Here is a 21,335-nt window from a genome sequence, read left to right on the forward strand (position 1 = left end):
TCGGTCGAGGTCGGACGATCTGACTCGCCTGCCGAATCCCTTACGGGCGGGCCGCGAGGGACACGAACGGCGACAAAGCGCCCGCGCCGTTATGAGGCGTAATGGGAGACTGCAACCAAGGTTGGCCGTCCAGGCGGCTAATGATCCGGAAGACCGTTTTGTCCGACGCGAACTTGAAGTGCGGGCTAGACGTGGACTGCATCATCTGGCGGTCGCCGATGAGGTAGTAGGACAGGTCGACGAAGTTGATGTCGCCGAGGCTGCCGAGGGCCGGCGTCTTCTCGGTGAAGATCACGGGACGGCCGAGGATGCTGACCGGCGGCACGGCCGAGCCAGGCTGCTGCAGGTTGCCGAGCCACACGGCCGAACCGCCGGTGCCCACGGACAGCGCCATCGTCGCCAGCTGCGGGAAGGTGTCGATTGATGCGATCCACACCGCGTTCTGCAGCGCGGTCGGAAGCATTCGGGCGTACATCTTGACGATGTTTTCCCAGACGATCGTCCCTGAAGGCTGGCCGGCCTCGGCCGCGACCGCCACGGACGCCGGGCAGTTGACGAAGCCGCGGGGCTCGCCGGCGCCGGTGCCGTTCATGAAGCCGATGTCCTCGTACCAGGCCAGCGCCCGAGGGAAGACGTCGTCGAAGAAGCTGGTGAACGCTGGCGCGTCAGCCAGGAGCTCGTTGGGGATCTCGGCGTAGCCGGTCAACTTCTTGGCGTCCAGGGTGACGCGACCGAAACTGGCCTGCGACTCGACGAGGGCCGCGGCCTCTTCGGTCCAGTAGCAGATCACGCCGCCGAACACGCTGGACACGTTGCTGGTGGAGTCGATCATCGGGATCGGGACGCGCAGCGTCTCCATCGGGATGACCTGAGCCCGCGGCCGGACGACGGCCTGCTCCAGGGCGACCTGCAGCAGGTTCGAGCGCAGCGTCTCCGGGATGAGGAAGCCGCCGTCGGCCGGGACCTCACTGCCGAAGCTGTTCATGATCTCGGTGACCTTGGACCGCTTAGCGGACAGGTCGGCGGAGCGGTTGACGCGCATCTCGTCGAAGTGGGTGGCGCGGAAGAACTCGGCGGAGTCTTGGAACATTCCGTCCAGGGCGCGGCCAATGGCGCGCTGGCCGTTGAGCGCCTTCTCCGCACTGCTGCGCCGGGCGCCGTTCTCGAGGTGGACGCGCGGCATCGCGGCCGGCCCGGGGGTCATGTCAACCGGCGGGATGTCGCCCTTCTCGCCGTTGTCCTTCATGAACTGCGCGAAGCCGAGCTGAACTTGCTCGGCGATCTGGGCCTTGAGGTCCGGGTCCGTCTTGGCGTTCGCCGACTGGTAGTTGCCGACGAACTCCTTGAACTTCCCCTCCTTGAGGACGTTCGTCATGCGTTCGCCGTCGTTCATCCACTCCTCGAGCTCGGCCGAGGACGTCGGGATGGCGATTGTGGTCACTGCATTGCCTCCTTCAAGGCCGCGGTCATGCTCGGGTCCCACGCGAAGTTGAGGTCGCCGTGGGTGTGGTTGCTGGGGGAGTCGCCGTGGTCGCCGGAGTCGGACTTGTCGGCGTCGTCAAGGTGGGCCTGCAGGTGCTTCTCGACTCCGGGCTTGTCGGAGTCGGGGATCTTGGATCCGGGCAGGCGTGCGAGGCCGTTGCGGCAGGCTGCGAGATTCGCGGGGCCGCCCTCGGTCTTATGGTGCGGAAAGCGGTAGTTGTCCTTTTTGTCGTCGGCGTCGTCGTCGCCTTCCTCGGACTTCTCCGCGGCGGCTTCGTCGGACATCCAGGCGTGGCAGTACCGCAGGACCTTGTCGTCGTTCGGCATCGCCGCGACCGCGGCCGGCCCGTCCCACGGCGTGTCGACCGTGTCTGTGTGGTGAACAGGCAAGCTCTTGTTCAGCAACGGCATGGATTCGATGCCGAGGATCCGGTCGCCGCGGAGCGAGTTGGTCGTCATGCCGCCGTCGCCGTCGGACTCTTCGTCGCCGTGGTCGTGGCGGTGGTCGGCGTCGCCGCTGTGGGTGTGCTCGTGTTCGTGACTGTCGTCGTCGCCCTGCGCCCCGAACGCCGGGTGCGCGTGGGTGTGGGTGCCGTCGTAGGGCTCGTGCATCGCGGCGTTGCTGATGTTGTCGCTGCCGGATTCGGAGCCCTGGTCGCCGATCAGCGCCAGGCCCTGGTTCAGCCAGTTGCGGAAAGGCTCGGCGGGGATCGAGTCCATGGGGCCTCCCGCGGGAATGGAGAAGCCCCGGTCCGCATTGACCGGGGCTTCGTCGTGGAGCTGTGTGGTTGTGGGTGGCGGGTCAGCGTCTGGCTGCCGTGCGGCGTCGAGTCCGTCCACCGGGGCGTTCTGCACCTCGGGGTCCGAATCGTTCAGAAGCTTCAGCTGGTCGTCGGCATCGGCACGAGCCTGCGCGAGCGTTTGCTGCGCGTCGGATTCCAACTTCTCGGCAGCGTCGACCCGAGCAAAGACCGCAGCCTTCAGGCGGTCCGGGGTGTTGCGGAAGACCGACAGGTCGAAGTGCGCGGCCAGCTTCGTGGCCTCGTCGTCCGGCGCCGCCTTCGACGGCTTTGCGGGAGGATCGGCCATGCGGTCGGCGAGGCCAGCGTCCACTGCCTCCTGGCCGATGTACCAGGTCTCGGCGAGCATCGCGGCGCGCCAGTCGTCCTTCGGCTTGCCGGTGCGGTCGGCGTAGATGCTGGCGATGTTGTCGGAGACCCGGTCAAGCAGTTCAGCCTGTTCGCGCATGTCGGCGGCGTTGCCGATGACCAGACCCCAACCGTCATGAATCATCAGGCTCGCGTTGCGTCCCATGACGATCTGCTCGCCGGCCATGGCGATGACCGAGGCGATGGAGGCGGCGAGAGCATCGACGTAGGTGGTGACGCCGCCACGGCCGGACAGGTAAGCGTGGATCGCTATCCCATCCCAGACTTCGCCGCCAGGACTGTTGAGGTGAAGGTCGATCGGGCCGTCGACCTGCTTCATCTCGTCGATGAAGTCCTGGGCCGTGACGCCGAAGAACCCCACCTCGTCGTAGATCATGACCTGGGTCGGGCCGTCAGCCTGAGCCTTGATCCGGAACCAGTCGTTGCGGCCGGCCCGGAGGTTTGCGATCGTCCTGGTCGTCTTCAGCCGGGACAGGCCCATCACGTCCTCGCCTTCTCGTGGTGGTGTCCGTTAATGTGCGCCGGTTCCGGCTCGAGAAGGTTGACGAGCTTCTTCAACATTGCAGTCAGGTCGTCACCGGGGTTATCGGAGTCAGGCCCGACGTCGTAGTCGACGAAAAGGGTTCCGCGGCAACGTTCGCGCCCCTCGCAAAGCGTGTAGCCACCCATGGGGTACGCGGCGAACGCCTCGGCCACGGCGTCCGGGTCATCGGTGTCGCCGAAGACGGTCCCGTCGATCTCTTCGCAGTTGTCGCAGGTTGCCGAGTCCAAGACTTCTACGGCCCGGAGCTGCCCACGCGGGGCGCCGTGCTGCGTGAATGTGGCGTGCCGGGCCCGGTTCTGTGCCGCCGACATCGCTCCGGCCAGGTGCCCGCGGGGGCCGGCTTCGGACAGGCCTTGCAGGAACTGCCCAACCTGGTCCGCAACCTGCTGCCCGCCAACTCCGGGAACGGCAAGCCGCATCGCTTCTCGCCCGGCCGATACCGCAAGCTCGGAAGCCATAAGGGCGACAGCTACTGCGGCGATCGTTTCGAGCTCGGAGGAGTCCGGCGTCTTCGGCGGCACGCTGGCGCCTTGCTCGTCGGCTTCGCGGCTGGCTTCCCGAGCGGCAACCACGGCGAACGCGACCATCGCGGCAAGCAGCAACGCCTTCGCGGCGACCGTGTCGACGGCCAGCGTTCCGAGCGCGGCTAGTTCGGCAGCGTCCACGTGTTCGCGGATCTGCTGCTGCAACTGCTGCTGCTGGGCGGGCAGGATCTGGCTCTGGTAGTCGGCGACGACATTGTCGGTGGCCGACTTCCACTGTGCATCGACGCGGGACAGGTCCGGCTGGTTCGGGCCCTGCGCTGGCGGCGTCGGCCCCGAATCGCCTGTGGCTGCGGTAATCGCGGTGAGGGTGCGGGCGTGGATGGAACTGCGCACCTGGTTCTCGACGGGATTGTCGTCCTCGGTAGGCTCGCCGCTGCTGTCGTCGGCCTGCTCAAGTTCGCCGGCGCCGGTAGTGGGGGTTGCGGCCGGGACCTGAATGATGTGGCGCATCCGCGGCAGGCCGACCACTTCGGCAGCGTCGTCCGGGTTGACGTTTGCGCTGATGAGCGCGGCGTAGGCCGTGGTCTTCGCGGTGAGCTCGGCGTTGTCGGCTTCGCGGTCGTCCGGCAGCGGGTTGACGTAGTCCCATTCGACGTTCTCGCCGGTGCTGCCGAACATCGGCAGGAACTGGTTGTTGAGAGTGTCGCGGAGCCGGTCAAGCCGGGGGATGATCTTCCAGCGTCCGAAGACTTCTTCGGCGGTTTGGGCGTTGGAGTTGCCGTGTATCGCGATGCGCCCGTTGCGCCGGGTCACGTAGATGTGGTTCGGCACCTCAAGGCTGTAGACCTTGCCGTCGTAACGTTCGGTCGAAACGTTGTTGGATCCCGTCACCCAGGACGCCGGCCGGTCGGTGATGTGGATGTAGTACATCGGCGCGCGAGCGCTGCGTCCGTCATGGTGTGACGCCATGTTGGCGCGGCAGCCGAGACGGAAGACGAACTCCAGCACGTCATCGGCAAGGCCCGGGGAGCTAGTCGCGTAGTAGCAGTTCGAGCGGCCCGGCCGTGGATCGCGACTGCCGTCGCCAGCCATCATCGCGTCGAACAGGATGCGCCGCTGCCGGAGCGACAGGTTGAAGCACCACCGCGGGATGCGCTTGTCCTGGCAGTTGGTGCCTACGTGCTCCCGCAGCCAGGTGATCAGACCCTTGCCGGTGATGTTCCACCGGGCGATCTGACCGCCCTCGTCGAAGTACTCATAGGCAGAGAACGGAAGCTGCGCGAGACAGTCACGGATCCGCTGCGGGTACTTCTTCTGCGCCAGCGTCATTACGTAGCGGTTGCCAGCACGCTCCTCGGACAGGATGCCGCCCTCGGAGATAACCCAGCCCAGGAACTCCAGCCACGCATCCATCGGCAGGCGTTCAGATCCGCCTCGACCGTAGTGCCCGTTGTCGTATTCGACGGCGGGCAGGTCAAACCACTGCTGGTCCGCGCAGTCCTCGGCGTCCGGGGCAGTCTGAACTAGGAACCGGGACGGGAGTTGGTCCGCGCGGCATGTACGCCAAACGTCCGGCAACCGCGGTGTCGCGTACAGCATCGTGTGGTTGGGGGTGACCTTCACGTCGATGACGTCGTTGACGATCCGAACCATGTCGCCGTGGTAGTCGTAGGCGAAGCGGTGGATCGGCGCGTGGTATTCAATGCGGCGCGTCGCGGGGTTAACGGTGGCGATGAGGTCGGCGTCTTCGACCTTCTCGAACGGCTTCCAGCCGCCGTTGGTGAGGACCTCGGTCTGGTCGTCGTGGCAGCGGTTGACATCGTCAGCGTTGCCGAGCATCGACTTGTGGATGCCCCAGGCCTCGCGCAGGACATCCCTGCTGACGTTCCGCAGGTTGGAGAAGTCCATGTCCTTGATGGACATCTGGGTCGGAACCCAGGTCGCGCCACCCTCGAGGATCGCAACGCGGTGGGACCGGGACACGCCCTGGTGAGATTCGCGCCACCGGGTCGAAAACTGGTCGAACTCGTCGTCCGACATGTTTCCCGGCACAGTGACGACGCCGCCGGGGACAGCGCCGTTGATGAAGAAGTTCCGGTTCCACTCGCTGCCGTACTTCATGGCGTCGATGTCGACCAGCACCGACTGCACCGGCCCGAGCCCGCGGTATGGGTCCAGGGGGTTCGGGTATTTGGTGAGGATGACCTCTTCGGGCTGCAGCGGAACCCGCTCGCCCGACGGTCCGGTGTAGACGTACCCGGCGATGTACTTCTCCGCCGACGGCACCGGCTCCATGCGGTCCGGGCGGACCAGCCACAGCCCGGTCGGGAAGGTGGCTCGGGAGTCGCGGACGACAACCCACCACTGTTCGCCGGTCAGCTCCATGTGCTGCCAGCCGGCTTCGCGGAAGTTGACGCCGGTGGTGAACGGGTTCGGGTTGTTCCAGACGTTCAGCGCCTGGTGCTGCAGCACTTCGGTGCGCTGGTCGGATCCGCGGTCGCCGGTGGTGTACCGCTGTCTGCCGTCGGCTTTCGGCTTGCGGTACAGCCGCCACTGTGGGGTGGCGCTGGCGGAGGACAGCAGCGACACGATTTGGAAGATCGTGCCCGCGGTCCCCATCGCCCGCATGTAGACCTCGTTGTCCGAGCGTCCGGACAGTGCGGGGATGATGTAGCGGCCTGGTGCGGCGTAGGGGACCGGTGAGGCGTTGGCGTTCTTGTTGAGTAGGCTGCCGACGACGTTGAACATCGACCGGACCACATGAACCTCCTGCGGAGCTGTTCAGGTGGACGGCGGTGGGGCGGCGTTGGTCAGTCCATGCACTCGTTAAGGATTGCGACCGAAATACCGGTGGCTGCCAGCCCGGCAATCGTCTTGAAGTCCCACGCCGCGGCGTCGAGGAAGCCGAGGGCGGTGGCGGTCATGACGAGCTTGCGGACGGTGGCTTCCGGGCCGACGATGTGCGCTGATGCGCCCCGAACCCGAATCGCGGCCTTGCGGCGCCACGCGGCGAAGCCCCGCTTGGCCGGCGTCCAGCGGTTCACTGGCGGCCGGGTATGGGCTCCGACGGTTGCTGTGGTCACTTCACCACCCTGATTCCGGGCTTGGGTACCGACGGCGTGTAGAACGCCAACAGAAGCGCGTCGGCGTTGTCGGGGGAGCGCCCGATCCGCTTCTTCGTCTCTTCCTTCTTCTCCACAACGATCCGGCCCGAGGCGTCAAGGTCGTACTTGGGGGCGGTCAGCTGCGACACGAGACGGTCTCGGTCTGTGGTGTCGAGTTGCGACAGGTCCCAGCCGCCGTCTTCGGAAAGTTTCCGGCCGACTTCCCACCAGATCTGCGACCGCAGCCGGGCATACTTTTCCGGCTGGGTGGATGCCTCACTAACGTTGACGCCCACGACCTCGGCAGTGTGCAGACCCTGCTTGCGTCGCGCCTGGAGAGACCCGACGATGCCCCAGCCGATGCCGATCGAGTCGACTTTCACCTTGGTGGCGCCGGTTTCCCGGATGGCCCGGACGATGTGGTCGACGACCTTTTCGGAGTCCTTCTCGCGGTTGCGCCATTCGCGTCCGGCGGCGATGCCGCGGCGTTCCCGGATGCAGGTCTCGTCGCCGCCGGCGCCGAGGTCTACTCCAAGCTCGACCGGCACTAGACGGTCGGGGGCGTAGGGATGGACGGGTTCGCGGGTGCAGGCCATCAACTTCGATAGCCGGACCACGCCGTCGGAGGCGTCAGAGGGGAACTCGGCGTCGACTTTCGACAGGTAGATGGGGGATTCGGGCCCAAACTCCTCGGCCATGTCCAGCACGTAGGCCTGAGATACCAGCATGTCGGCAAGGTCGTCGGGGACTTCTTCGCCGGTGAAGTTCGGCGTGTCCCTGGCCGCAATCTTGATCATATTCCAGCGGTCGGACTTGCAGACCTGCGCGAAGTGCGATCCGGGATCGTCAGGGTTGCCGATGGCAAGGATGCGGCAGTGCACGCCGGTGGCGATTGCCAGTGCCGCGGTCCAGAACTGCTTGGAGATCCCGCAGGCCTCGTCAAGGATAACGAGGACGTACTTGGCGTGGATGCCTTGGAACGCGTGCGGGTTGTAGTCTGACGGCTTGCGTCCGAACGCGACCAGGAACTTGTCGTACTTCCAGTCGGTCTCGTTAATGCGTCCCGGAAGCGGGGTGCCACGGGCCTCAGCCTTCGCGAACGCCTTGTTGATCTCGGCCCACAGGATGGCCTTGACCTGGTCACCGGTCGGCGCCGTAGTGACTACGAACGCCTCGCCAGGGGGGTGGGTGTCCAGCCACCACGCGGTCAGCCGGGACGCTACAAACGACTTGCCTGTCCCGTGGCAGCTCTGAACTGCGGTGAGTCGCTGGTCTCGTACAGAAGTGGCGATGTCGACCTGGCGGGACCACAGATACTCGCCGAGCTTGTCATCGACCCAGCGTGCCGGGTCGGCAAGGTAGGCTTCTGCAGTTTCCGCGTCCTCGGCGGCGTCTTCGATCCGGTCGGCGGCGAGCAGCAGCGCGTCCATGGGCGCCCCCGTCGGCTATACCGCGCGCAGTCGACGTGCGGCGACCTGCTTGGCCTCGGTCGCGACCTTCCCGGTGACCCCGGCGTGAGCGAGCGCGGCATCGATGGCAGCGATAACCCGCTCCGCCTGGGATTCGGTGATCTTCGCTAAACGCTCGTCAATTCCGAGACGTCCGTAGTCTGCGAGGAACTTGCCAAGCCGGTCCATGGACCGTTCGTACAGGGAGACTTCGGCGCGCAGCTGTTCGCCGGCGCCGGCCTGGTAGCGGATGCCGCGGTTCTTGGCGTTGCCGCCTTCGCGGTCCCGCCGCTCTTCCGCGTCGTCGAAGTCCTCAAGCAGCTTCTCGACGCGACCCTGCAGCAGTTCCATCCACGCCCGCGCCCGCCCAGCCAGGTTCGCCAGTTCGGTGAGCGGGTTGTCCACCGGCGCGCCAACCAGGGTTGCAGCCTGCTCCATTAGCTCGGCCTCCACGATGCGCCTTGCCGCGGCCACTTTCGCCTGCGGGGCACTGCCGCCGTGCTTGGCGCAGACGGTTTGGCCCGGAAGGGCACCCTTGCGGCAGCGCTCTCCAGCAAACTCCGGGTGAGATATGCCGCTGATGCGACCTGTGCAGCGTCGGCCGTCCTCACCATGGGCTACGCAGGTCTCGTAGCCGGCACGTGCCCACCGCCCGCATTGGCTGCCATCGCGGTTGACACCTGTACAGCGGCGGTCGTCCGGCATAGATGGGGCACCCAAGCCGTTCACCACCCTTGCTCGCCGGTCGCAGTGTCGCCGTCGTCGCTGACGGGCGGTTCAGGACTCGCGCCGGAAGACGATCACAAATCCGGGGTCGATGGCGTACAGCAGCCGGTACCGCAGCGCCCCGGACTCGGTGTCGATGGCAAGCACGCCGTCGGCGTAGGCGACGCCGGCGAGCCCGTGGTGGCGCAGCAGCGCGATATCAACCGCGATGACCTCGGGCGCTTCGACGATCCGGACGGTGCCGTCGCGGTCCTGCTCGATAGTGAGGTCCCCGGCGGGAATGAGGTCGCCGGTCCAGGGGTGTTCGCGCGCCCAGTCGAGGACGTCGTCGGCAAGGGTGCTCGGCGCGGCGCCGACCACAGAAGCGGGCGTCGTGGGTCCGATGAACTGGGTCTCGGCTTCGGCCCAGGCGATGGAGCCCTGGTCGTATTCGGCGGCAAGTTCAGCCAGGTCGCGGCGCAGCCGCGCGGTAGTTTCGCTGCCGATCTCGAACGCGACGCACGCGTTCTGCCACGGGTCGGCGCCGGGGGAAGTCCAGTCGCCGTAGATCCGGAGCGAGTGGCTGCGGACCGCGGCGGTGAACTTGCCGTGGAACTCGGACCATCTGGCCTGGGTGAGCTTGTCATCGGAGTTGCCGATGCTGGCGTAGACGGTGTGGGTGTCGGCCATCAGGTGGTCGCTCCGCGTCGGGAGCGTCCGTTGCGCCGCAGTCCGGCTTCGCGCCGTTCGGTCTCGGTCATCTCGGCGACAGCGGTCCGGTAGGTGCCGCTCTCGGGATCGACCTGGCCGAGGTCCGGGCGTCCCGGGCCGGCAGAGACCCACGCGAGTCCGCCAACGCCGTTGGCGCGGACGGAGTGAGTGACGATGCCGTACCGCACTGCCTGCAGCGCGTCGACATCGGGGTGTTCTTCAGCGGATCGGCCAGAGAGGGTCATTCCGAATGCCTCCAAGTCTGCGCATCAAGGCGGCGCGCAAGCATCGCCGGCGTCACACAGGACGGGTCGCCTTGCCCGCACGACCAGTCCAACCCGGCGTACTGCCCTGCTTGCACAGCAAGCTCAGAGCACATGACGGACCGCCGGGCCCGTTCGAACCATGCGAGGATTCGCCACCGCAAGCCGAGGCATCGCAGCCCGTCAACGGCGTCGGCGGTCCAGGCGTAGGGTTCGCCGCGTTTCGAGGACGCGTACTCGGCGACGGCAGCACGCTGCATATCGGTCATGGGCTCGGCGGTGTTGTACTCGATACGGCAGCCGGCGTATTCGGAGACGTCGCGGATACGGACGCCACCGGGTTCGGCTTCGACGATCTGCCCGTCGCCGATGGAGATGAAAACGTGGTCCGCCCAGCTTTTTGTCAACGCGCGGATCATGAACGGTACGAAGCCGCCGGTCTTGACGCAGCCGTACACGCCGACCGGGGGAAGTCCGCGGCGGAACACGGTCTCGGACGGCGCCACCGCGACCCCCTACTCGGTCGCGTACTCCACCGCCGGCGGCGGCACCTCGCGCACGACCAGCTCGGCCAGGTCCGCCACGATCGCGATGTCCGGATCGACGACGGTCAGCGTCGCAGTGACGGGTCCAGGGTTGTTCACGTCCAGCGGCGCGATCTCCACGCGCGTCACGCAGGTGAGCTGCTGGTTATCGACCCAGACTTGCGCCATCGATGCGGGTCCGCCGGGGTGGACGATGCGGATCTTCGGGCCGTCAACCACTACTTCGCCGGCTCCGCGGCCGTGCTCACGTCCGCCGCGACTTCCCTGGCGACGGACTGCACGTCCTGCTCGGCTTCGGCAACGACAGGTGCGGCGGCGGTCTTGGCGTCGTGCGCGACCTGCTCGGCGTCGGACTTCACTTCGGCCTCGACCGCGGGCAGGTGGCCGGTGAGCTCGTTGAACCAGGCACGGAACTCCGCGGCGAGCGCATGCTCCCGCTCCTCAAGCTGCGTGATTAGCGCGTGACCCTTGGCCTCGAGCTCGACCAGCGCAGCCTTCATGGCACCCACGGCTACGCCGGGGGGTTGTCGTCGCGCGGAACCGGCTGCCCGAAGACCGCGCCGACGCTGGTTGCCGCGCCCGGGTCGATCTGCACGGTCACCGGCGCCATCGCCTTGCCGTTCACGTCGGTGATGTTGAGGGTGAGGAGGCCGGCCTGCCCGGGGTGGGATCGCACGTTCGCCGACAGGGTGTCCTCGGCCACGGCGACCTCGCCGAGGTCGGTGTTGTCCTCGACCCACGTGAACGGGGCCACGAAGTCGCCGTTGGGGTCGGAGAAGTCGGTGGGGACCGGCACCTTCTCGTCGTCGAATGCGGTCAGGGTAACGGTGACCATGTCGTTGTCGGGCATGGAGAAAGCCATGGGGTGTCCTTCCGTGTTGCGGGGTTCGGGTGTGCCGAAGACGGCTTCGACGGTGGCGATGGGGGCTGGCCGACTGAGCCAGTGTTCGAACCAGTCGGCAACTTCGGTAACGCGGCGGCCGATGGTCCGGGAGCTGCGGGCCGGCCGGTCTTCGATCTCTCGAGTACCGAGGCCTGTGAAGAGTGCGGTGGCGTTGGCGAGGGCGGTGGCTCGTCGCTGGTCGCGTTCAGTGCTCACCGCCACCCGCCTCTCTGTTTGGCTACTCGTCGCGTCCGTATGCCTGGTCGCGGGCGCGGCGCAGGGTACGGATCAGACGGTTGAGTTCGGAGCGAGACAACGACGGCGAGTAGGCCTCGGGCATCCAGCCCTCTTCCCACCCCACGGCCTTCTCCTCAGCCTTGCGCAGCTCGTCGCCCATCTGGGTCCACGCTGCGATCGGCGCCTGAAGCGACACCTGGACGTTGCCGATCTTGTCGTCGCCGGCTGCGTGCCAGCGCACGTTGACGATCGGTTCGTACCAGGTACTGGCGCCGTCCATGCCGCTGCTCATCGGCTCGCCGGACGCGGCATCGCCGGTGCGTCCAACGTGTTCGATTGTTTCGGGGAAGTTGATCTGATCTTTCGGCATCACGCCATCTCCATCACGGAGGCCGCCCTGCGTGTGGGGCGGAGGTTTATCAGGCGGCAATCCAGGTGCCGCGGATGAATCCATGTGATCCGCAAGCCCGGCACAAGAGCGACGGCTCAATGTGCAGCGGATCGAGGCTGATCACGTCCCAGCCGTACTCGGGGTTGTGCGGCTTGAACGGAACGAAGCCCGCGCACCAGTCACCGGCGGCAGTGCAATGCCACTCGGTGATGCCTGCAAGCTCGATCCCGTCGGGCATGTACGCAAGGACGTAGGCGTGGTCGTCATCGAGGTAGACAGCGCCTTCGTCGGGCGGGTCGCCGTGCATGATCGTCACCAGGGCTCCTTTGGCGGGGCGTCAGGCGTCGATCAGGTCAAGGAACTCATCGAGATCAACCGGCGCGGATTCGCGCGGGATCTCAAACTCGTCGTCAAACAGTCGCCAGTGCTGCGGGCACGACTCGTACCGTTCGATGCGGCCGACAGCGTCAGGGGTCAGGAACACCAGGCAGGCGCAGTGGTCAGTCACGGGCGCGGGATCCACCGGTCAACCCCGGCAACGTGCAGCACGAGGAAGAACGACCCGATCAGCAGCATCGCCATCGGCGAGAACCACGCGCTGGTGTGGCTGCCGGAGCCCTGCTCGATGAAACCAAGTAGGTAGGCGACGGCGGCGAGGATCGCGAACATGAAGGCCTCCTGATAGCTCGACGAGCTGCGGAGAGGGCGGGAATTGAACCCGCCGCCGGTGTCACCCGGACGACTGCTTAGCAAGCAGCTGCCTTACCGCTCGGCCACCTCTCCAAGGCGGAAGGTAAGCGATTCGAACGCTTCACGGTGTTACCCGCCACGGTTTTCGGGACCGCTTGACACACCACATGTCGGACCTTCCAGGGGCGAGGAGAGCCTGATCAGTGCACCGCTCCGTGAGGGTGCGCTTCCTCGCCTTGTCCGGCGCCCTGACGGGAGCTACCCGACGGTTTCACCGGTCCGTGGCTCGGGTCGGATTTGAACCGACGATCTTAGGCTTATGGGGCCCACGGGGACGGCCGAACTCCCCTACCGAGCATCGCTGTTGCGTACCTTGACGCTACGTCGGAGCGCGGTGCGATCGCACCCGGATAAACAGCAAGCCCACCCGTGAAGGTGGGCTTGGATGGCGCTCACTCGGGACACTTCACCGAGGATGTGCCCATCATGAGCCAAGCGCAGGTCAGCGTCAAGTTGCGGACTCCGGACCTGTTTGCGGCTCGGTTGATTGCGACCGTCGAAGGCTGTCACGCATCGACTTCTCCGCCTGCACCACTTCCCGCTCGACGAGGACATCCTCAGGAGGGTCCTGAAGCCGAACGGTCCGGACGTGCCCGTCTTTGATCCACCGGTCGATGGTGCGGCGCGACCTGCCCGTGATGGCCATTGCCTGCTTGATGCTGATTGGACGGAACAGCGGGTCCGCCGGGTCCGGGGTCACGCCGCGGCCCGCTTCTTGAACGGCTGCGCTGCCAGTTTGACCCAGCGTTCGTACTCGTCTTCCTTAAGGAGAGTGCCGCAGTCTCGACACAGAACGTACCCAGTAGCGCGGCCCTGCCAGTCGAGTTCGTGCTCGAGCGCCATTAGGTCGCACTGCCTGCACGGGATGCCCTCGCACGGCACGGCGCGGACGTCGTCGGTGCGGGTGAGTTTGGCTGCGTGCCGGTACAGCCGGTTGAGGTCCTTGCCGAACTCCGCGGACTGCGCCGGCTCCGAATGCTCGGCGATCATCCAGTCGAAGTGGATGAGCAGAAGCCGGGTGTCGGCGGTGATAGCGGCGCCGCGACTCCGCGGTGGTGGCGCGGCGAGGTCGCGGTCGACACGGATGGCTTCTGCCCAGTAGTTGAGGACGCCGACGATGTCGTCGATGCAGAAGGTGTAGCGCTCGCGGCCGTGGATGGGGCGTCCTTTGGATCCGGAGACATGTACGGTGCCGGCTGCGGTGGCGTTCTCGACTTCGAGCATGAGCCGTGCGGCGAGTTCAGGAAAGTCAGCGAGTCCGATACGGACGTGCCGTGCGCAGGGGTTGCACCAGACGGGCTGGCCGGCGCGGGCGGTGAGTTCGTGGGGTGTGCCTTTGGTGAGGCGGGCGGTTTCGGCGCGGCGCCAGCCGGAGTTGCAGGGCCCGACACAGGCGGTCGGGGTTGGGACATTGTTCACCGCAGCGGCTCCCGTGGGGTTGTGATCTACCCTTGGTGCAGCGGTGTCGGTGTGTCGCATGGTGACCAGTAGCGGATGGCGGTCTTCGCTGGTCGGCAGGTTGATCCAGAGGGTACGGCAAAAGGTGAGGCCCGGACCATGTGGCGGTCCGGGCCTTTGTCGTTCTCGGGCGCCCCCTGCTAGGCCTGTTCGCCCTGGCGCCTGGAGATCGCGTCGTCCAGGTAGCCGTCCGACACCCGGCGGTGGCGGGCAGCTTCCTCGCTGTCGCCGGCCGCTGCAGCGTTCCGGCTGGAGTCCTGGAAGTCCTTGGCGAGGCGGAGGCTGAGCGCCGCCGGGTCTTCGGCTGCCAGGTTGTTGGCTTCTTCGCTGTACATCCAGTGCAAGTCCATAATGATCTCCCTAGTCGTGAGTTGGGCTGTCGTGCGCGGCACGTATCGTTCACTTCCTGAAGTATCTGGACTCAAATGCTCAGTACCGCCAGGTCCGCCCTTTGATTTCGTTGGCGATCGCGACCAGCGTCTCGACCTGAGCTAGACGGTCGGTGCTCGGTGCGACGCCAGCAGGGATGGTCAGCAGCGCCGTCGTCGACATACGGCCGGCCATGGCGGCGATTCGCGGCGACTGGGACGGCACCACCACCTCGTTGTAGGCAAACGTCCACCCGTCGGTGCCGATCAAGTCCAGGGCGTTGCGGGCGGAATCGACGTCGCTGTTTCGGAGCCAGTCGGCAGCGAGGCCGAATAGTTCACCTGCTTTAGCAATGTCCTGCACCTGCGCGGGCGCGTTCTGCACAGCGCGCATGCGGCGCCGGACAACGGCCGCTCCAGCGCCGGCCACGATCAGCACGGCAGCCCAATCGGTCATCGGCCGGCCCCTACGAGGCGGGCGTGCTGCGGCAGAACCCACACGCCGCGGTCGCTCTTGACCAGCTTGTTCTGCTCGACCGCGCGGGAGCATGTCTGGGAGACGGCGGCGAGCCTCTTGTCAACGTCCTCGCCGATGCCCTTGCAGATCTGGGTAGTGCTGGCCTCTTCGCCGAGTTCGGACAGGAACAGCTCGATCTTGTCCCACATGGTGCCCGTCGTTGCGGCAGTGGTTTGCGCGAGGGTCTCGGACCACGGCTTCTCCGGGTTCGACGCCTCGTCTTTCGCCTCCTCGGCGGTGACGAACGCGCTGCCGTCGGCCATGGCCACCATCAGCAGCTGCCCGGTCTCGGTAGTGACTGTAACGCCGTCGCAGTACCAGGCCTCGTCATACGGCGTGGGGGGCGCCTGGTCTTCGTCGTCTTCCCAGTCCCACTGGGTGTCGTCGAGCCCTCCAACGGCGGCACGCATCATGACGGAGTGGTCGGAGTCGGTGCCGAGGTGGTAGGCGACGCCGGCTGCGGATGATCCGTCAGCCCACAGCAGCGGCAGCGCGCCGGGGTCGCCGATTTGCTTGCCGTTGGCGACAATCATGCCGGTGAACTGGTTGCCGGTGCGGTGCACGGTCGCGGTGGTGAGGAGTCCGTCGCGGATGGACATGTCGCCGCCGAGCTTGTCGGCGGTGGGGTACTGAGTGAGGACGGTCAGTCCGATCAGGACTTTGCGGCCTTCGGCGACGAGCTGCGCAATGAGCGCTGCAGCATGCGGGAATCGGGCGATGAACGCCGGGAACTCGTCGATGATGATCCGGATGTGTGGCATCTCAGGGGTGGGGCGCAGCACCTCCCGGTTCAACGAGGCAAGGATCCTCAGCCGCCGATTTTTCTCGGTGACCGCGGCGGCGAGCGCAACCATGATCTCTTCATCGGAGCGGGCGAGGACGTCAACACGGTCGCGCCACCCGGAGTAGGACGCACCCTGGTGCGGGTCGAGCAGCCAGGTGGCGGTGCAGGCCTCGTTACGCTTGTTGTAGGTGTGCCGGGCCATGGCCAGCCGGAGCCGCGCGGTGCGGGACTTGCCGGAGCCGGTGGAGCCGACGATGAGTTCGTGAACGGCGCCCCAGCCGGGAAGGATCAGCGGGTGGTGGGTCCATTTGCCTGTGGGGGTCATGCCGGCGGGGTGCCGGTAGGTGCCGGGGTCTCCGGGTCCGCGCCACGGCACCGGGTCGGTGAGGGGGTTGCGGTTGAACATCATCAGCCGCGCCTTGTTCTCGCTGATGGGCTCGACGGCGAGGCGCGACGGGTGGATGTCGAGCCCGGTTGAGATTTTCCCGAGCTGGGGCGTGATGTCGGCGACGGTGTGGCGGATCGGGCCGCCGTCGGCGTTGAGGGTGATGATGCCGGTGGTGCCGTTGCCTTGGCCGTTGGCGTCCAGGAGCGGTTCGAGTTTGGTGAGGCTTGAGTTCTGCATGGGCCCGGCGGCACACCCGATGCGCTTGGCCCAGATCTTGCCGGGGCTCGGCGCCTCCTCCTCCGGCGCTTCCGCTTCCTGCGCGACCGACTGCTCTCGCTCTTCGGGTGCTGCCGCAGCGAGTCCGCGCAACCACCAGCACACGGTGGCGACGCCTGTGGCCGCTCCGTAGGTGGCCAGTGCGGTCGGGGTGTACGGCTTGGCGATGGTGGCGTGCAGTTCGAAGCCGGTGAGGTACATGCCGCAGGCGGTGATGTACGCAACCTGCTTGCCGTTGAGGGCATCGTCGTTGCGGCGTCGCAGCTCGGCATATCCGCCGGCGGCGCCGACCGCAGTGACCACGCCGCCGGCTTCGATCCATCCGGCGACTTCGGGTGTGGCTGCGTGCAGCATCCCGGCGGAGGCGATACCGACCGCGGAGACGGACAGCGGCATCAGCCGGAGCTTGTGCCGCCACCAGGTGCGGCCGGCCCATATAGCAGCCTTGCCGCTGGCGGTGTCGCGGATCTGTGCCGGTGGGCGCGTCGGCGACCGGACCGCCACGTCCTTGGTGGGCGTCTGTGTGGTCTTCATCAGTTGATCGCCAGTACGGTCTGGTGGGCGGCGGCGTTGCCGGTCATGGCCTGCGCTTCGGAGTGCGGGCCTTGGTGCCGCTGCACGGTGTCGTGCATGTTCTTCACGGCCTCGGCGTGGAGAATCGCGGCCTGCGCCGACGCCTGGTTGCATTCGGCAGCGATCTGTTCGGCGGCTGCGAGGGACGCAGCGATTTCGGCAACGACAGCCTCGGCGTCGGCGCGCCGCTGTTCGGTTTGGGCCAGCCCGACGGCAGTGGTGATGCCCACGCCGATGGAGGTCATGGACGCGTTGTCCACGCGCAGGACGCTGAATCGTGCCGCGGTTTCCTCGAGTTGCGCCGCGTGTTGGCGGGCCTTGTTCGCGGTTGCGACGGCGGTTTCGTGGCGTGCGACCGCGGTACTGCTGCGGACGAGGGCGTTGGCGGCGCGTTCGATGGCGCTGTTGGCTCGAACCGTGGACTGCTCGACGGCGCTGACGGCGTAGGCGAACGCGTTCTTGGCCCACCGGAACAGGTCGTGGATGGTGAGGATTTCAGCTGCCATGGCGTGTCCGTTCGGTGCAGTGATGATGGCGGTCGGGTGAGCAGGGAGTTCCGGCTGGTTGACGATGTCGGCGTATTCGGAACTGGCGAACTGGCTCGGCGTCGTCACCGGCGCCTGGATGTCGTCGGTGAGTTCGGCGTCGATGACCGCGTCATCGGGCCGCGCGCTGGAGTGCGGCGGCACGTTCGGTTGCTGCGCGCCACGGCGGCGCAAACTGAAGCCGGTGGTGCCGCCGGATGGGGTTCCCGGGCGAGACCAGCGACGCCCTGCCGTGGACGCAGACCCGTTCTTCGGAGTGCGGGACTGGCGCTGCGTCTTGTTCTGGGTGCCGCGTGCGGTTCGCTTCTTCGCGGTCCAGGTGGCGCCGGACACGAAGCCCAACCCGAAAATGGCGGCGCCGGCGAGGGACGCGGCGGTGGCATCGCCGAACAGGTCGGCCAGCTTCCCGCCGAGCCGCCGCCCGGGGAGGTGTGCGCGCGTCTTCGTCTTCCATCGGCGGTACAGGGACCGCTGCCACTGCCCGAACGTGATGTCGCCGGGGCCGAGCGACGGGCTGGATCCGGACGAGGGGGCGCCCTTCCCTGTATTGCGTGCCCCGGCGGTCTTCGGTCCGGCGCCGGCTGTTGCGCCGCCGCCGGCCGTCGCAGGGGTGGATGCCCGTGCGGCTTTGACGGTGGCGACAACGCCGGAGCCCGCCCACCAGGCGATGGCGATGAGGATGATCGGAATCATGTCGGCGTCACCCCAGACCGACGAGGCTGCCGAGGAAGTGGGAGATCGTCTCGGACAGCAGCGTCAGCCACGTCACCACCCAAACGCCGGCCGTTCCGGGCATGGTGGCGGCGAGCGGGCCGAGACCGAACCAGCCCCACTTGTTGAACGACTCCTCCATGGCGCCCCACCGCGGGTGGCGCTTCGGTCGGCCGTTGGCGCCAACGCCGTTCCTGCGGAGGTGGGCGATCAGGTCGGCGGTGACGGTAATCGCAAACGCCACGTCGACAAACGCCAACACGGTCAGGAGCCCGAGGTGGTCGTTGGCGAATGTCGGATCGCCAGTCCATTTCGACAGCCAGTTGGCGGTGAGGTTGTTGACGTTGGCGCACCACTTGCCGACAACGCCAAGAGTGGCGGCGAAGATGAGGCCGCTGGCGGCGAGGCACGCCCAGCTGAGCCATTCGACGACGGGGTGCCGGTGCGCGGCGAAGCGGTGGAGGATGAACCAGGCGAGCAGGCAGATGGCGCCGAGGGCGGCGTACACGTTGCCGTGCGCGAGGTGGAGTGCGGCGGCGGCGGTCGCGGGGTGGTTGGGGTTGATCGTCGGGTAGAACGTGCGCATGGGACGGCTCCGTTTCGGGGCGGTTCACGGTGTGAAGTTCACGGCGGGGATGGTGCACGGGGTGAAGCGTTTGCGCTGATCAAGGGTCTGCGGTGGGCTGGGAGGGCTGTGAAGTTCACGGTGTGAAGTTCACAGACGACCGGCGGGCTTCAGCTGGCCTGCTCTACGGTTTCGACGGCCCGGAGCCGGGGCGCAAGCTCGGGAAATCGACGCTCGACGATCTCCCTGATCTGCTTGGCTCGGGAGTCGGTGTTAAGCCCTTCGACAGCCGCGACAAGCTCCGGCGCGGTGGGGCGGGGGTTCGCGCGCTTGCCGGTGTTGTCGGCGAGGATTTGGCGGTAGGCGCCGAGAGTGGCGACAACGAGGGCTTCGACTTTGTCGGTGGCGGAGTTGTCGTTGGCGTCCGCAGCGCTGGCGACAGGCTTGGCGTTGGCGACAGCCGTGTTGTCGTTTTGGCGGTTGTCGGTCGGCGTCTGGTTGTCGTTGGCGGTTGTCGTTGCCGTTTTGGCGGCCGTCGCGCTGTCGACTGTCGTTGTCGTCGCGGCCGGATTAGCGGTTGGCGTTGTCGACCGGGTGTTGGCGGCAGCGTTGTCGGCGCCTGCCCGGTTGGCGACTGCCGCCGGCGCCTCATCCGTGGCGACCTTCTCGGCGAGCATTTCGGCTGCCTTGCGCGCCAGGGTGTCGGCGCCGAGTCCGACAAGAGCCTGCACGGGGATCGCAAGGATCTCGTTGCGGATCGCGGCGCGGGTGCCCTTGCGGTCCACCGTCCACCGCAGCATCAACAGTCCGGTGCGGACCTTGAAGACGACCTTGCCGTGGCGCCGCTCGTAGGCCTCGCGGGCTTCCTTCAAGACCTTCCCGAAAGCCAGGACGGCGGCGATCGGCAGCAGCGCGGAGACGAGCTTGCCCTGCGGGTCGTTGATGTGAATCCAGTTAATCCACGACGACAGCGTGGTGAAGCCGTCCACGTAAAGCAGCGATCCGAGGCTGGCTCGGCCGTAGATGGCGGCGCGGAAGCTCAGCAGCGACAGGGCCAGTGCGGCGCCGTCGAAGGTGGACGGCACCAGCCATGCCGCGCGCTCACTCAAGTCCATGTGCTGCTGGGCGAAGGCATGCAGTGCGATGAACGACGCGGCCCAGCCGGCGACGGCCACGGCCACGACGAGGATCATGGCGAGTGAGGCAAGTCCGTTATCCCTCAGCGCGTCGCGCCACCGCGGCTTGGCATCCGGCGTCTCAGTGTTCTCGGTCATCGGGTGGTCTCCACGTTCACGTCGAGGACGTCCGCCAGCGCCATCCAGTCGTCTTCACGGCCGGCGGTGATGGCGAGGCGCGTCGGGGCGGCGGCAAGTTCGGTGGGGGAGCTGTAACGCTCGGGTGCCGGAACGATGTCCGGGTGGCGCAGGTGCAGGTCGTACACAACCCGATCAGCCCGTTGATCGGCGTCACGGCCGACGTGGAACCAGGACTGATGCTTGATGCGGGCGCGCTCGGTCTTGTGCTGTTCGCTGTCGAGGTTCATCTGCAGGTTGCCGGCGATGCGGTCGTATTGCATGCCAGCTTCGTGCTCGGTCTTCCGAACCTCGCGATTCGCCTTGGCTACGACCCAGGCCAGGCCTCCGTTGAGCACTCCGAACATCGCCGTCGCAACCAGCGACGCAGGCCACTTCGGTGCCCACAGCAGCACACCAACACCGCCGAGGATCAGGGCTACCGGCGACAGCAGCGCCCCGGCCCAGCTGCCAGCCTCCGTGCGGGACAGGAAGCCTGCGCCGGCCAGGGCCGCAGACCCTGCCGCTGCGGCACTGACAACGGCTTCGGCGGCCACGGAGTGGGCGCTGCCGTTCAGGCATGCCTGATGTGCGGACCATGCGCCCCAGCCGAGGAGCCCGTTGGCGAACACCGCACCGAGTGCGCGCGCGACGGTCCCGCCCTGGCCGCGGTTCTCGCGGCAGGTGGTCTCGTAGTACGTGGTCTGCGACGGCTGGAAGTAGGCGTTGCGTTGCGGCTTCCAGGGTTCGAGTTCGGCGTGGCTCACGGTGTTCCTCGCAGGGTCTAGTTCGGCGGCGTGGCTTAGCGCTCGCGGATCTCGTTGGGCTTCGGCGTGCGGCTGGCCTTCAGCTTTTTCAGCAGGCCAAGGCCAATAGCGACGGTGAGACCGGCGGCGGCTGCGGTAATCAGGGCTTCGGCGACGTACATGGCGAGCTCCTTAGGATTCGGGTGCCGGTCGCTCGCTGGCCTGGCGCGCGACGTGGGCGAGGAGATCGGCGGTGATGACGGCGGCGACGACGGGGCCGTATTCGGCTTCGATGGCCTCCAGTGCTTCGACTCCGGCGTCGCCGTCGCGGGTGGCGGTGGCGTTGGTGAGCTGCTCGAGGTGGTCGGACAGGGGCATGGCGTACTCCTCGGTGG

At 67.0% G+C, this 21,335-nt stretch carries 27 protein-coding genes and 2 tRNA genes; all 29 read right to left on the reverse strand.

The window, feature by feature from the left end; all coding sequences use genetic code 11:
- Positions 1-40: 40 nt before the first annotated feature.
- Positions 41-1,441 (reverse strand): phage major capsid protein, encoded by a 1,401-nt coding sequence (locus CACI_RS14190; protein WP_012787054.1) that lies wholly within the window; start codon positions 1,439-1,441, stop codon positions 41-43.
- Positions 1,438-3,132, reverse strand: a complete 1,695-nt coding sequence (locus tag CACI_RS45515; RefSeq protein ID WP_012787055.1) for a head maturation protease, ClpP-related — start codon at positions 3,130-3,132, stop codon at positions 1,438-1,440. The genes CACI_RS14190 and CACI_RS45515 overlap by 4 nt, the downstream gene beginning before the upstream one ends.
- Positions 3,132-6,428, reverse strand: a complete 3,297-nt coding sequence (locus CACI_RS14200; RefSeq protein ID WP_317623753.1) for a phage portal protein — start codon at positions 6,426-6,428, stop codon at positions 3,132-3,134. Before CACI_RS14200 ends, CACI_RS45515 begins: the two co-directional genes overlap by 1 nt.
- A gap of 62 nt (positions 6,429-6,490) precedes the next feature.
- Positions 6,491-6,724 (reverse strand): hypothetical protein, encoded by a 234-nt coding sequence (locus CACI_RS14205; protein WP_041540228.1) that lies wholly within the window; start codon positions 6,722-6,724, stop codon positions 6,491-6,493.
- A gap of 35 nt (positions 6,725-6,759) precedes the next feature.
- Positions 6,760-8,214 (reverse strand): hypothetical protein, encoded by a 1,455-nt coding sequence (locus tag CACI_RS14210; protein WP_012787058.1) that lies wholly within the window; start codon positions 8,212-8,214, stop codon positions 6,760-6,762.
- A 15-nt stretch (positions 8,215-8,229) separates the two neighbouring features.
- A complete protein-coding gene (locus CACI_RS49780; RefSeq protein WP_143765234.1) occupies positions 8,230-8,937 on the reverse strand; it encodes a hypothetical protein in 708 nt (235 codons plus the stop codon).
- 72 nt (positions 8,938-9,009) lie between these two features.
- On the reverse strand, positions 9,010-9,627 hold the full coding sequence (locus tag CACI_RS14220; RefSeq protein ID WP_012787060.1) for a hypothetical protein: 618 nt from the start codon (positions 9,625-9,627) through the stop codon (positions 9,010-9,012).
- Positions 9,627-9,893 carry a hypothetical protein gene (locus CACI_RS14225; protein WP_012787061.1) on the reverse strand — a complete coding sequence of 89 codons (267 nt, stop codon included), beginning with the start codon at positions 9,891-9,893 and terminating at the stop codon, positions 9,627-9,629. The genes CACI_RS14220 and CACI_RS14225 overlap by 1 nt, the downstream gene beginning before the upstream one ends.
- A complete protein-coding gene (locus CACI_RS14230) occupies positions 9,890-10,417 on the reverse strand; it encodes a hypothetical protein (protein WP_012787062.1) in 528 nt (175 codons plus the stop codon). Before CACI_RS14230 ends, CACI_RS14225 begins: the two co-directional genes overlap by 4 nt.
- 9 nt (positions 10,418-10,426) lie before the next feature.
- Positions 10,427-10,675, reverse strand: coding sequence for a hypothetical protein (locus CACI_RS14235; RefSeq protein WP_041540229.1), 249 nt, complete (start codon positions 10,673-10,675; stop codon positions 10,427-10,429).
- Positions 10,675-10,956 carry a hypothetical protein gene (locus CACI_RS14240; RefSeq protein ID WP_012787064.1) on the reverse strand — a complete coding sequence of 94 codons (282 nt, stop codon included), beginning with the start codon at positions 10,954-10,956 and terminating at the stop codon, positions 10,675-10,677. Before CACI_RS14240 ends, CACI_RS14235 begins: the two co-directional genes overlap by 1 nt.
- Positions 10,957-10,967: 11 nt before the next feature.
- Complete coding sequence (locus tag CACI_RS49785; RefSeq protein WP_143765235.1) at positions 10,968-11,318, reverse strand: hypothetical protein; 351 nt, start codon at positions 11,316-11,318, stop codon at positions 10,968-10,970.
- 259 nt (positions 11,319-11,577) lie between these two features.
- Positions 11,578-11,946, reverse strand: a complete 369-nt coding sequence (locus CACI_RS14250) for a hypothetical protein (RefSeq protein WP_012787066.1) — start codon at positions 11,944-11,946, stop codon at positions 11,578-11,580.
- A 49-nt stretch (positions 11,947-11,995) separates the two neighbouring features.
- Complete coding sequence (locus tag CACI_RS14255; RefSeq protein WP_012787067.1) at positions 11,996-12,283, reverse strand: hypothetical protein; 288 nt, start codon at positions 12,281-12,283, stop codon at positions 11,996-11,998.
- A 21-nt stretch (positions 12,284-12,304) separates the two neighbouring features.
- Positions 12,305-12,475, reverse strand: a complete 171-nt coding sequence (locus CACI_RS51140; RefSeq protein ID WP_012787068.1) for a hypothetical protein — start codon at positions 12,473-12,475, stop codon at positions 12,305-12,307.
- The gene (locus tag CACI_RS51145) at positions 12,472-12,636 is read right to left on the reverse strand and encodes a hypothetical protein (protein ID WP_012787069.1); all 165 of its coding nucleotides are present in this window, start codon (positions 12,634-12,636) and stop codon (positions 12,472-12,474) included. Before CACI_RS51145 ends, CACI_RS51140 begins: the two co-directional genes overlap by 4 nt.
- Before the next feature lie 28 nt (positions 12,637-12,664).
- A tRNA-Ser gene (locus tag CACI_RS14265) sits at positions 12,665-12,750 on the reverse strand.
- A gap of 189 nt (positions 12,751-12,939) precedes the next feature.
- Positions 12,940-13,015, reverse strand: a tRNA-Met gene (locus tag CACI_RS14270).
- 150 nt (positions 13,016-13,165) lie between these two features.
- Positions 13,166-13,417, reverse strand: coding sequence for a helix-turn-helix transcriptional regulator (locus tag CACI_RS14275; protein WP_041540232.1), 252 nt, complete (start codon positions 13,415-13,417; stop codon positions 13,166-13,168).
- The gene (locus CACI_RS14280; RefSeq protein WP_143765236.1) at positions 13,414-14,196 is read right to left on the reverse strand and encodes a hypothetical protein; all 783 of its coding nucleotides are present in this window, start codon (positions 14,194-14,196) and stop codon (positions 13,414-13,416) included. The genes CACI_RS14275 and CACI_RS14280 overlap by 4 nt, the downstream gene beginning before the upstream one ends.
- Before the next feature lie 119 nt (positions 14,197-14,315).
- The gene (locus CACI_RS14285; RefSeq protein ID WP_012787071.1) at positions 14,316-14,525 is read right to left on the reverse strand and encodes a hypothetical protein; all 210 of its coding nucleotides are present in this window, start codon (positions 14,523-14,525) and stop codon (positions 14,316-14,318) included.
- Between the two features lie 79 nt (positions 14,526-14,604).
- Positions 14,605-15,000 carry a hypothetical protein gene (locus tag CACI_RS14290; RefSeq protein ID WP_012787072.1) on the reverse strand — a complete coding sequence of 132 codons (396 nt, stop codon included), beginning with the start codon at positions 14,998-15,000 and terminating at the stop codon, positions 14,605-14,607.
- On the reverse strand, positions 14,997-17,042 hold the full coding sequence (locus CACI_RS14295) for a type IV secretory system conjugative DNA transfer family protein (protein WP_012787073.1): 2,046 nt from the start codon (positions 17,040-17,042) through the stop codon (positions 14,997-14,999). The genes CACI_RS14290 and CACI_RS14295 overlap by 4 nt, the downstream gene beginning before the upstream one ends.
- The gene (locus CACI_RS14300; RefSeq protein WP_012787074.1) at positions 17,042-18,319 is read right to left on the reverse strand and encodes a hypothetical protein; all 1,278 of its coding nucleotides are present in this window, start codon (positions 18,317-18,319) and stop codon (positions 17,042-17,044) included. The genes CACI_RS14295 and CACI_RS14300 overlap by 1 nt, the downstream gene beginning before the upstream one ends.
- 7 nt (positions 18,320-18,326) lie before the next feature.
- Entirely contained in the window at positions 18,327-18,923 is a 597-nt protein-coding gene (locus CACI_RS14305; protein WP_012787075.1) for a hypothetical protein, read from the reverse strand.
- 149 nt (positions 18,924-19,072) lie between these two features.
- Entirely contained in the window at positions 19,073-20,176 is a 1,104-nt protein-coding gene (locus CACI_RS45520; protein ID WP_012787076.1) for a DUF2637 domain-containing protein, read from the reverse strand.
- Positions 20,173-20,961, reverse strand: a complete 789-nt coding sequence (locus CACI_RS14315; protein WP_012787077.1) for a hypothetical protein — start codon at positions 20,959-20,961, stop codon at positions 20,173-20,175. The genes CACI_RS45520 and CACI_RS14315 overlap by 4 nt, the downstream gene beginning before the upstream one ends.
- 35 nt (positions 20,962-20,996) lie before the next feature.
- Positions 20,997-21,122: a hypothetical protein gene (locus CACI_RS53500; protein WP_012787078.1), complete on the reverse strand. Its 126-nt coding sequence runs from the start codon at positions 21,120-21,122 to the stop codon at positions 20,997-20,999.
- 10 nt (positions 21,123-21,132) lie between these two features.
- Positions 21,133-21,318, reverse strand: a complete 186-nt coding sequence (locus CACI_RS14320) for a hypothetical protein (protein WP_012787079.1) — start codon at positions 21,316-21,318, stop codon at positions 21,133-21,135.
- Between the last annotated feature and the right edge of the window lie 17 nt (positions 21,319-21,335).

It is taken from the genome of Catenulispora acidiphila DSM 44928, assembly GCF_000024025.1.
GTDB classification, from domain to species: domain Bacteria; phylum Actinomycetota; class Actinomycetes; order Streptomycetales; family Catenulisporaceae; genus Catenulispora; species Catenulispora acidiphila.

Excerpts from the sequence above, each read along its gene's own strand:
- CACI_RS45520 (WP_012787076.1), bottom strand. The coding sequence starts at position 20,176 with ATGACCGAGAACACTGAGACGCCGGATGCCAAGCCGCGGTGGCGCGAC.
- CACI_RS51145 (WP_012787069.1), bottom strand. The coding sequence starts at position 12,636 with ATGTTCGCGATCCTCGCCGCCGTCGCCTACCTACTTGGTTTCATCGAG.
- CACI_RS14200 (WP_317623753.1), bottom strand. The coding sequence starts at position 6,428 with ATGTTCAACGTCGTCGGCAGCCTACTCAACAAGAACGCCAACGCCTCA.
- CACI_RS14220 (WP_012787060.1), bottom strand. The coding sequence starts at position 9,627 with ATGGCCGACACCCACACCGTCTACGCCAGCATCGGCAACTCCGATGAC.
- CACI_RS14295 (WP_012787073.1), bottom strand. The coding sequence starts at position 17,042 with ATGAAGACCACACAGACGCCCACCAAGGACGTGGCGGTCCGGTCGCCG.
- CACI_RS14290 (WP_012787072.1), bottom strand. The coding sequence starts at position 15,000 with ATGACCGATTGGGCTGCCGTGCTGATCGTGGCCGGCGCTGGAGCGGCC.
- CACI_RS14285 (WP_012787071.1), bottom strand. The coding sequence starts at position 14,525 with ATGGACTTGCACTGGATGTACAGCGAAGAAGCCAACAACCTGGCAGCC.
- CACI_RS14250 (WP_012787066.1), bottom strand. The coding sequence starts at position 11,946 with ATGCCGAAAGATCAGATCAACTTCCCCGAAACAATCGAACACGTTGGA.
- CACI_RS14305 (WP_012787075.1), bottom strand. The coding sequence starts at position 18,923 with ATGCGCACGTTCTACCCGACGATCAACCCCAACCACCCCGCGACCGCC.
- CACI_RS45515 (WP_012787055.1), bottom strand. The coding sequence starts at position 3,132 with ATGGGCCTGTCCCGGCTGAAGACGACCAGGACGATCGCAAACCTCCGG.
- CACI_RS14240 (WP_012787064.1), bottom strand. The coding sequence starts at position 10,956 with ATGAAGGCTGCGCTGGTCGAGCTCGAGGCCAAGGGTCACGCGCTAATC.
- CACI_RS53500 (WP_012787078.1), bottom strand. The coding sequence starts at position 21,122 with ATGTACGTCGCCGAAGCCCTGATTACCGCAGCCGCCGCCGGTCTCACC.
- CACI_RS14210 (WP_012787058.1), bottom strand. The coding sequence starts at position 8,214 with ATGGACGCGCTGCTGCTCGCCGCCGACCGGATCGAAGACGCCGCCGAG.
- CACI_RS49785 (WP_143765235.1), bottom strand. The coding sequence starts at position 11,318 with ATGGCTTTCTCCATGCCCGACAACGACATGGTCACCGTTACCCTGACC.
- CACI_RS49780 (WP_143765234.1), bottom strand. The coding sequence starts at position 8,937 with ATGCCGGACGACCGCCGCTGTACAGGTGTCAACCGCGATGGCAGCCAA.
- CACI_RS14225 (WP_012787061.1), bottom strand. The coding sequence starts at position 9,893 with ATGACCCTCTCTGGCCGATCCGCTGAAGAACACCCCGATGTCGACGCG.
- CACI_RS14320 (WP_012787079.1), bottom strand. The coding sequence starts at position 21,318 with ATGCCCCTGTCCGACCACCTCGAGCAGCTCACCAACGCCACCGCCACC.
- CACI_RS14280 (WP_143765236.1), bottom strand. The coding sequence starts at position 14,196 with ATGCGACACACCGACACCGCTGCACCAAGGGTAGATCACAACCCCACG.
- CACI_RS14300 (WP_012787074.1), bottom strand. The coding sequence starts at position 18,319 with ATGATTCCGATCATCCTCATCGCCATCGCCTGGTGGGCGGGCTCCGGC.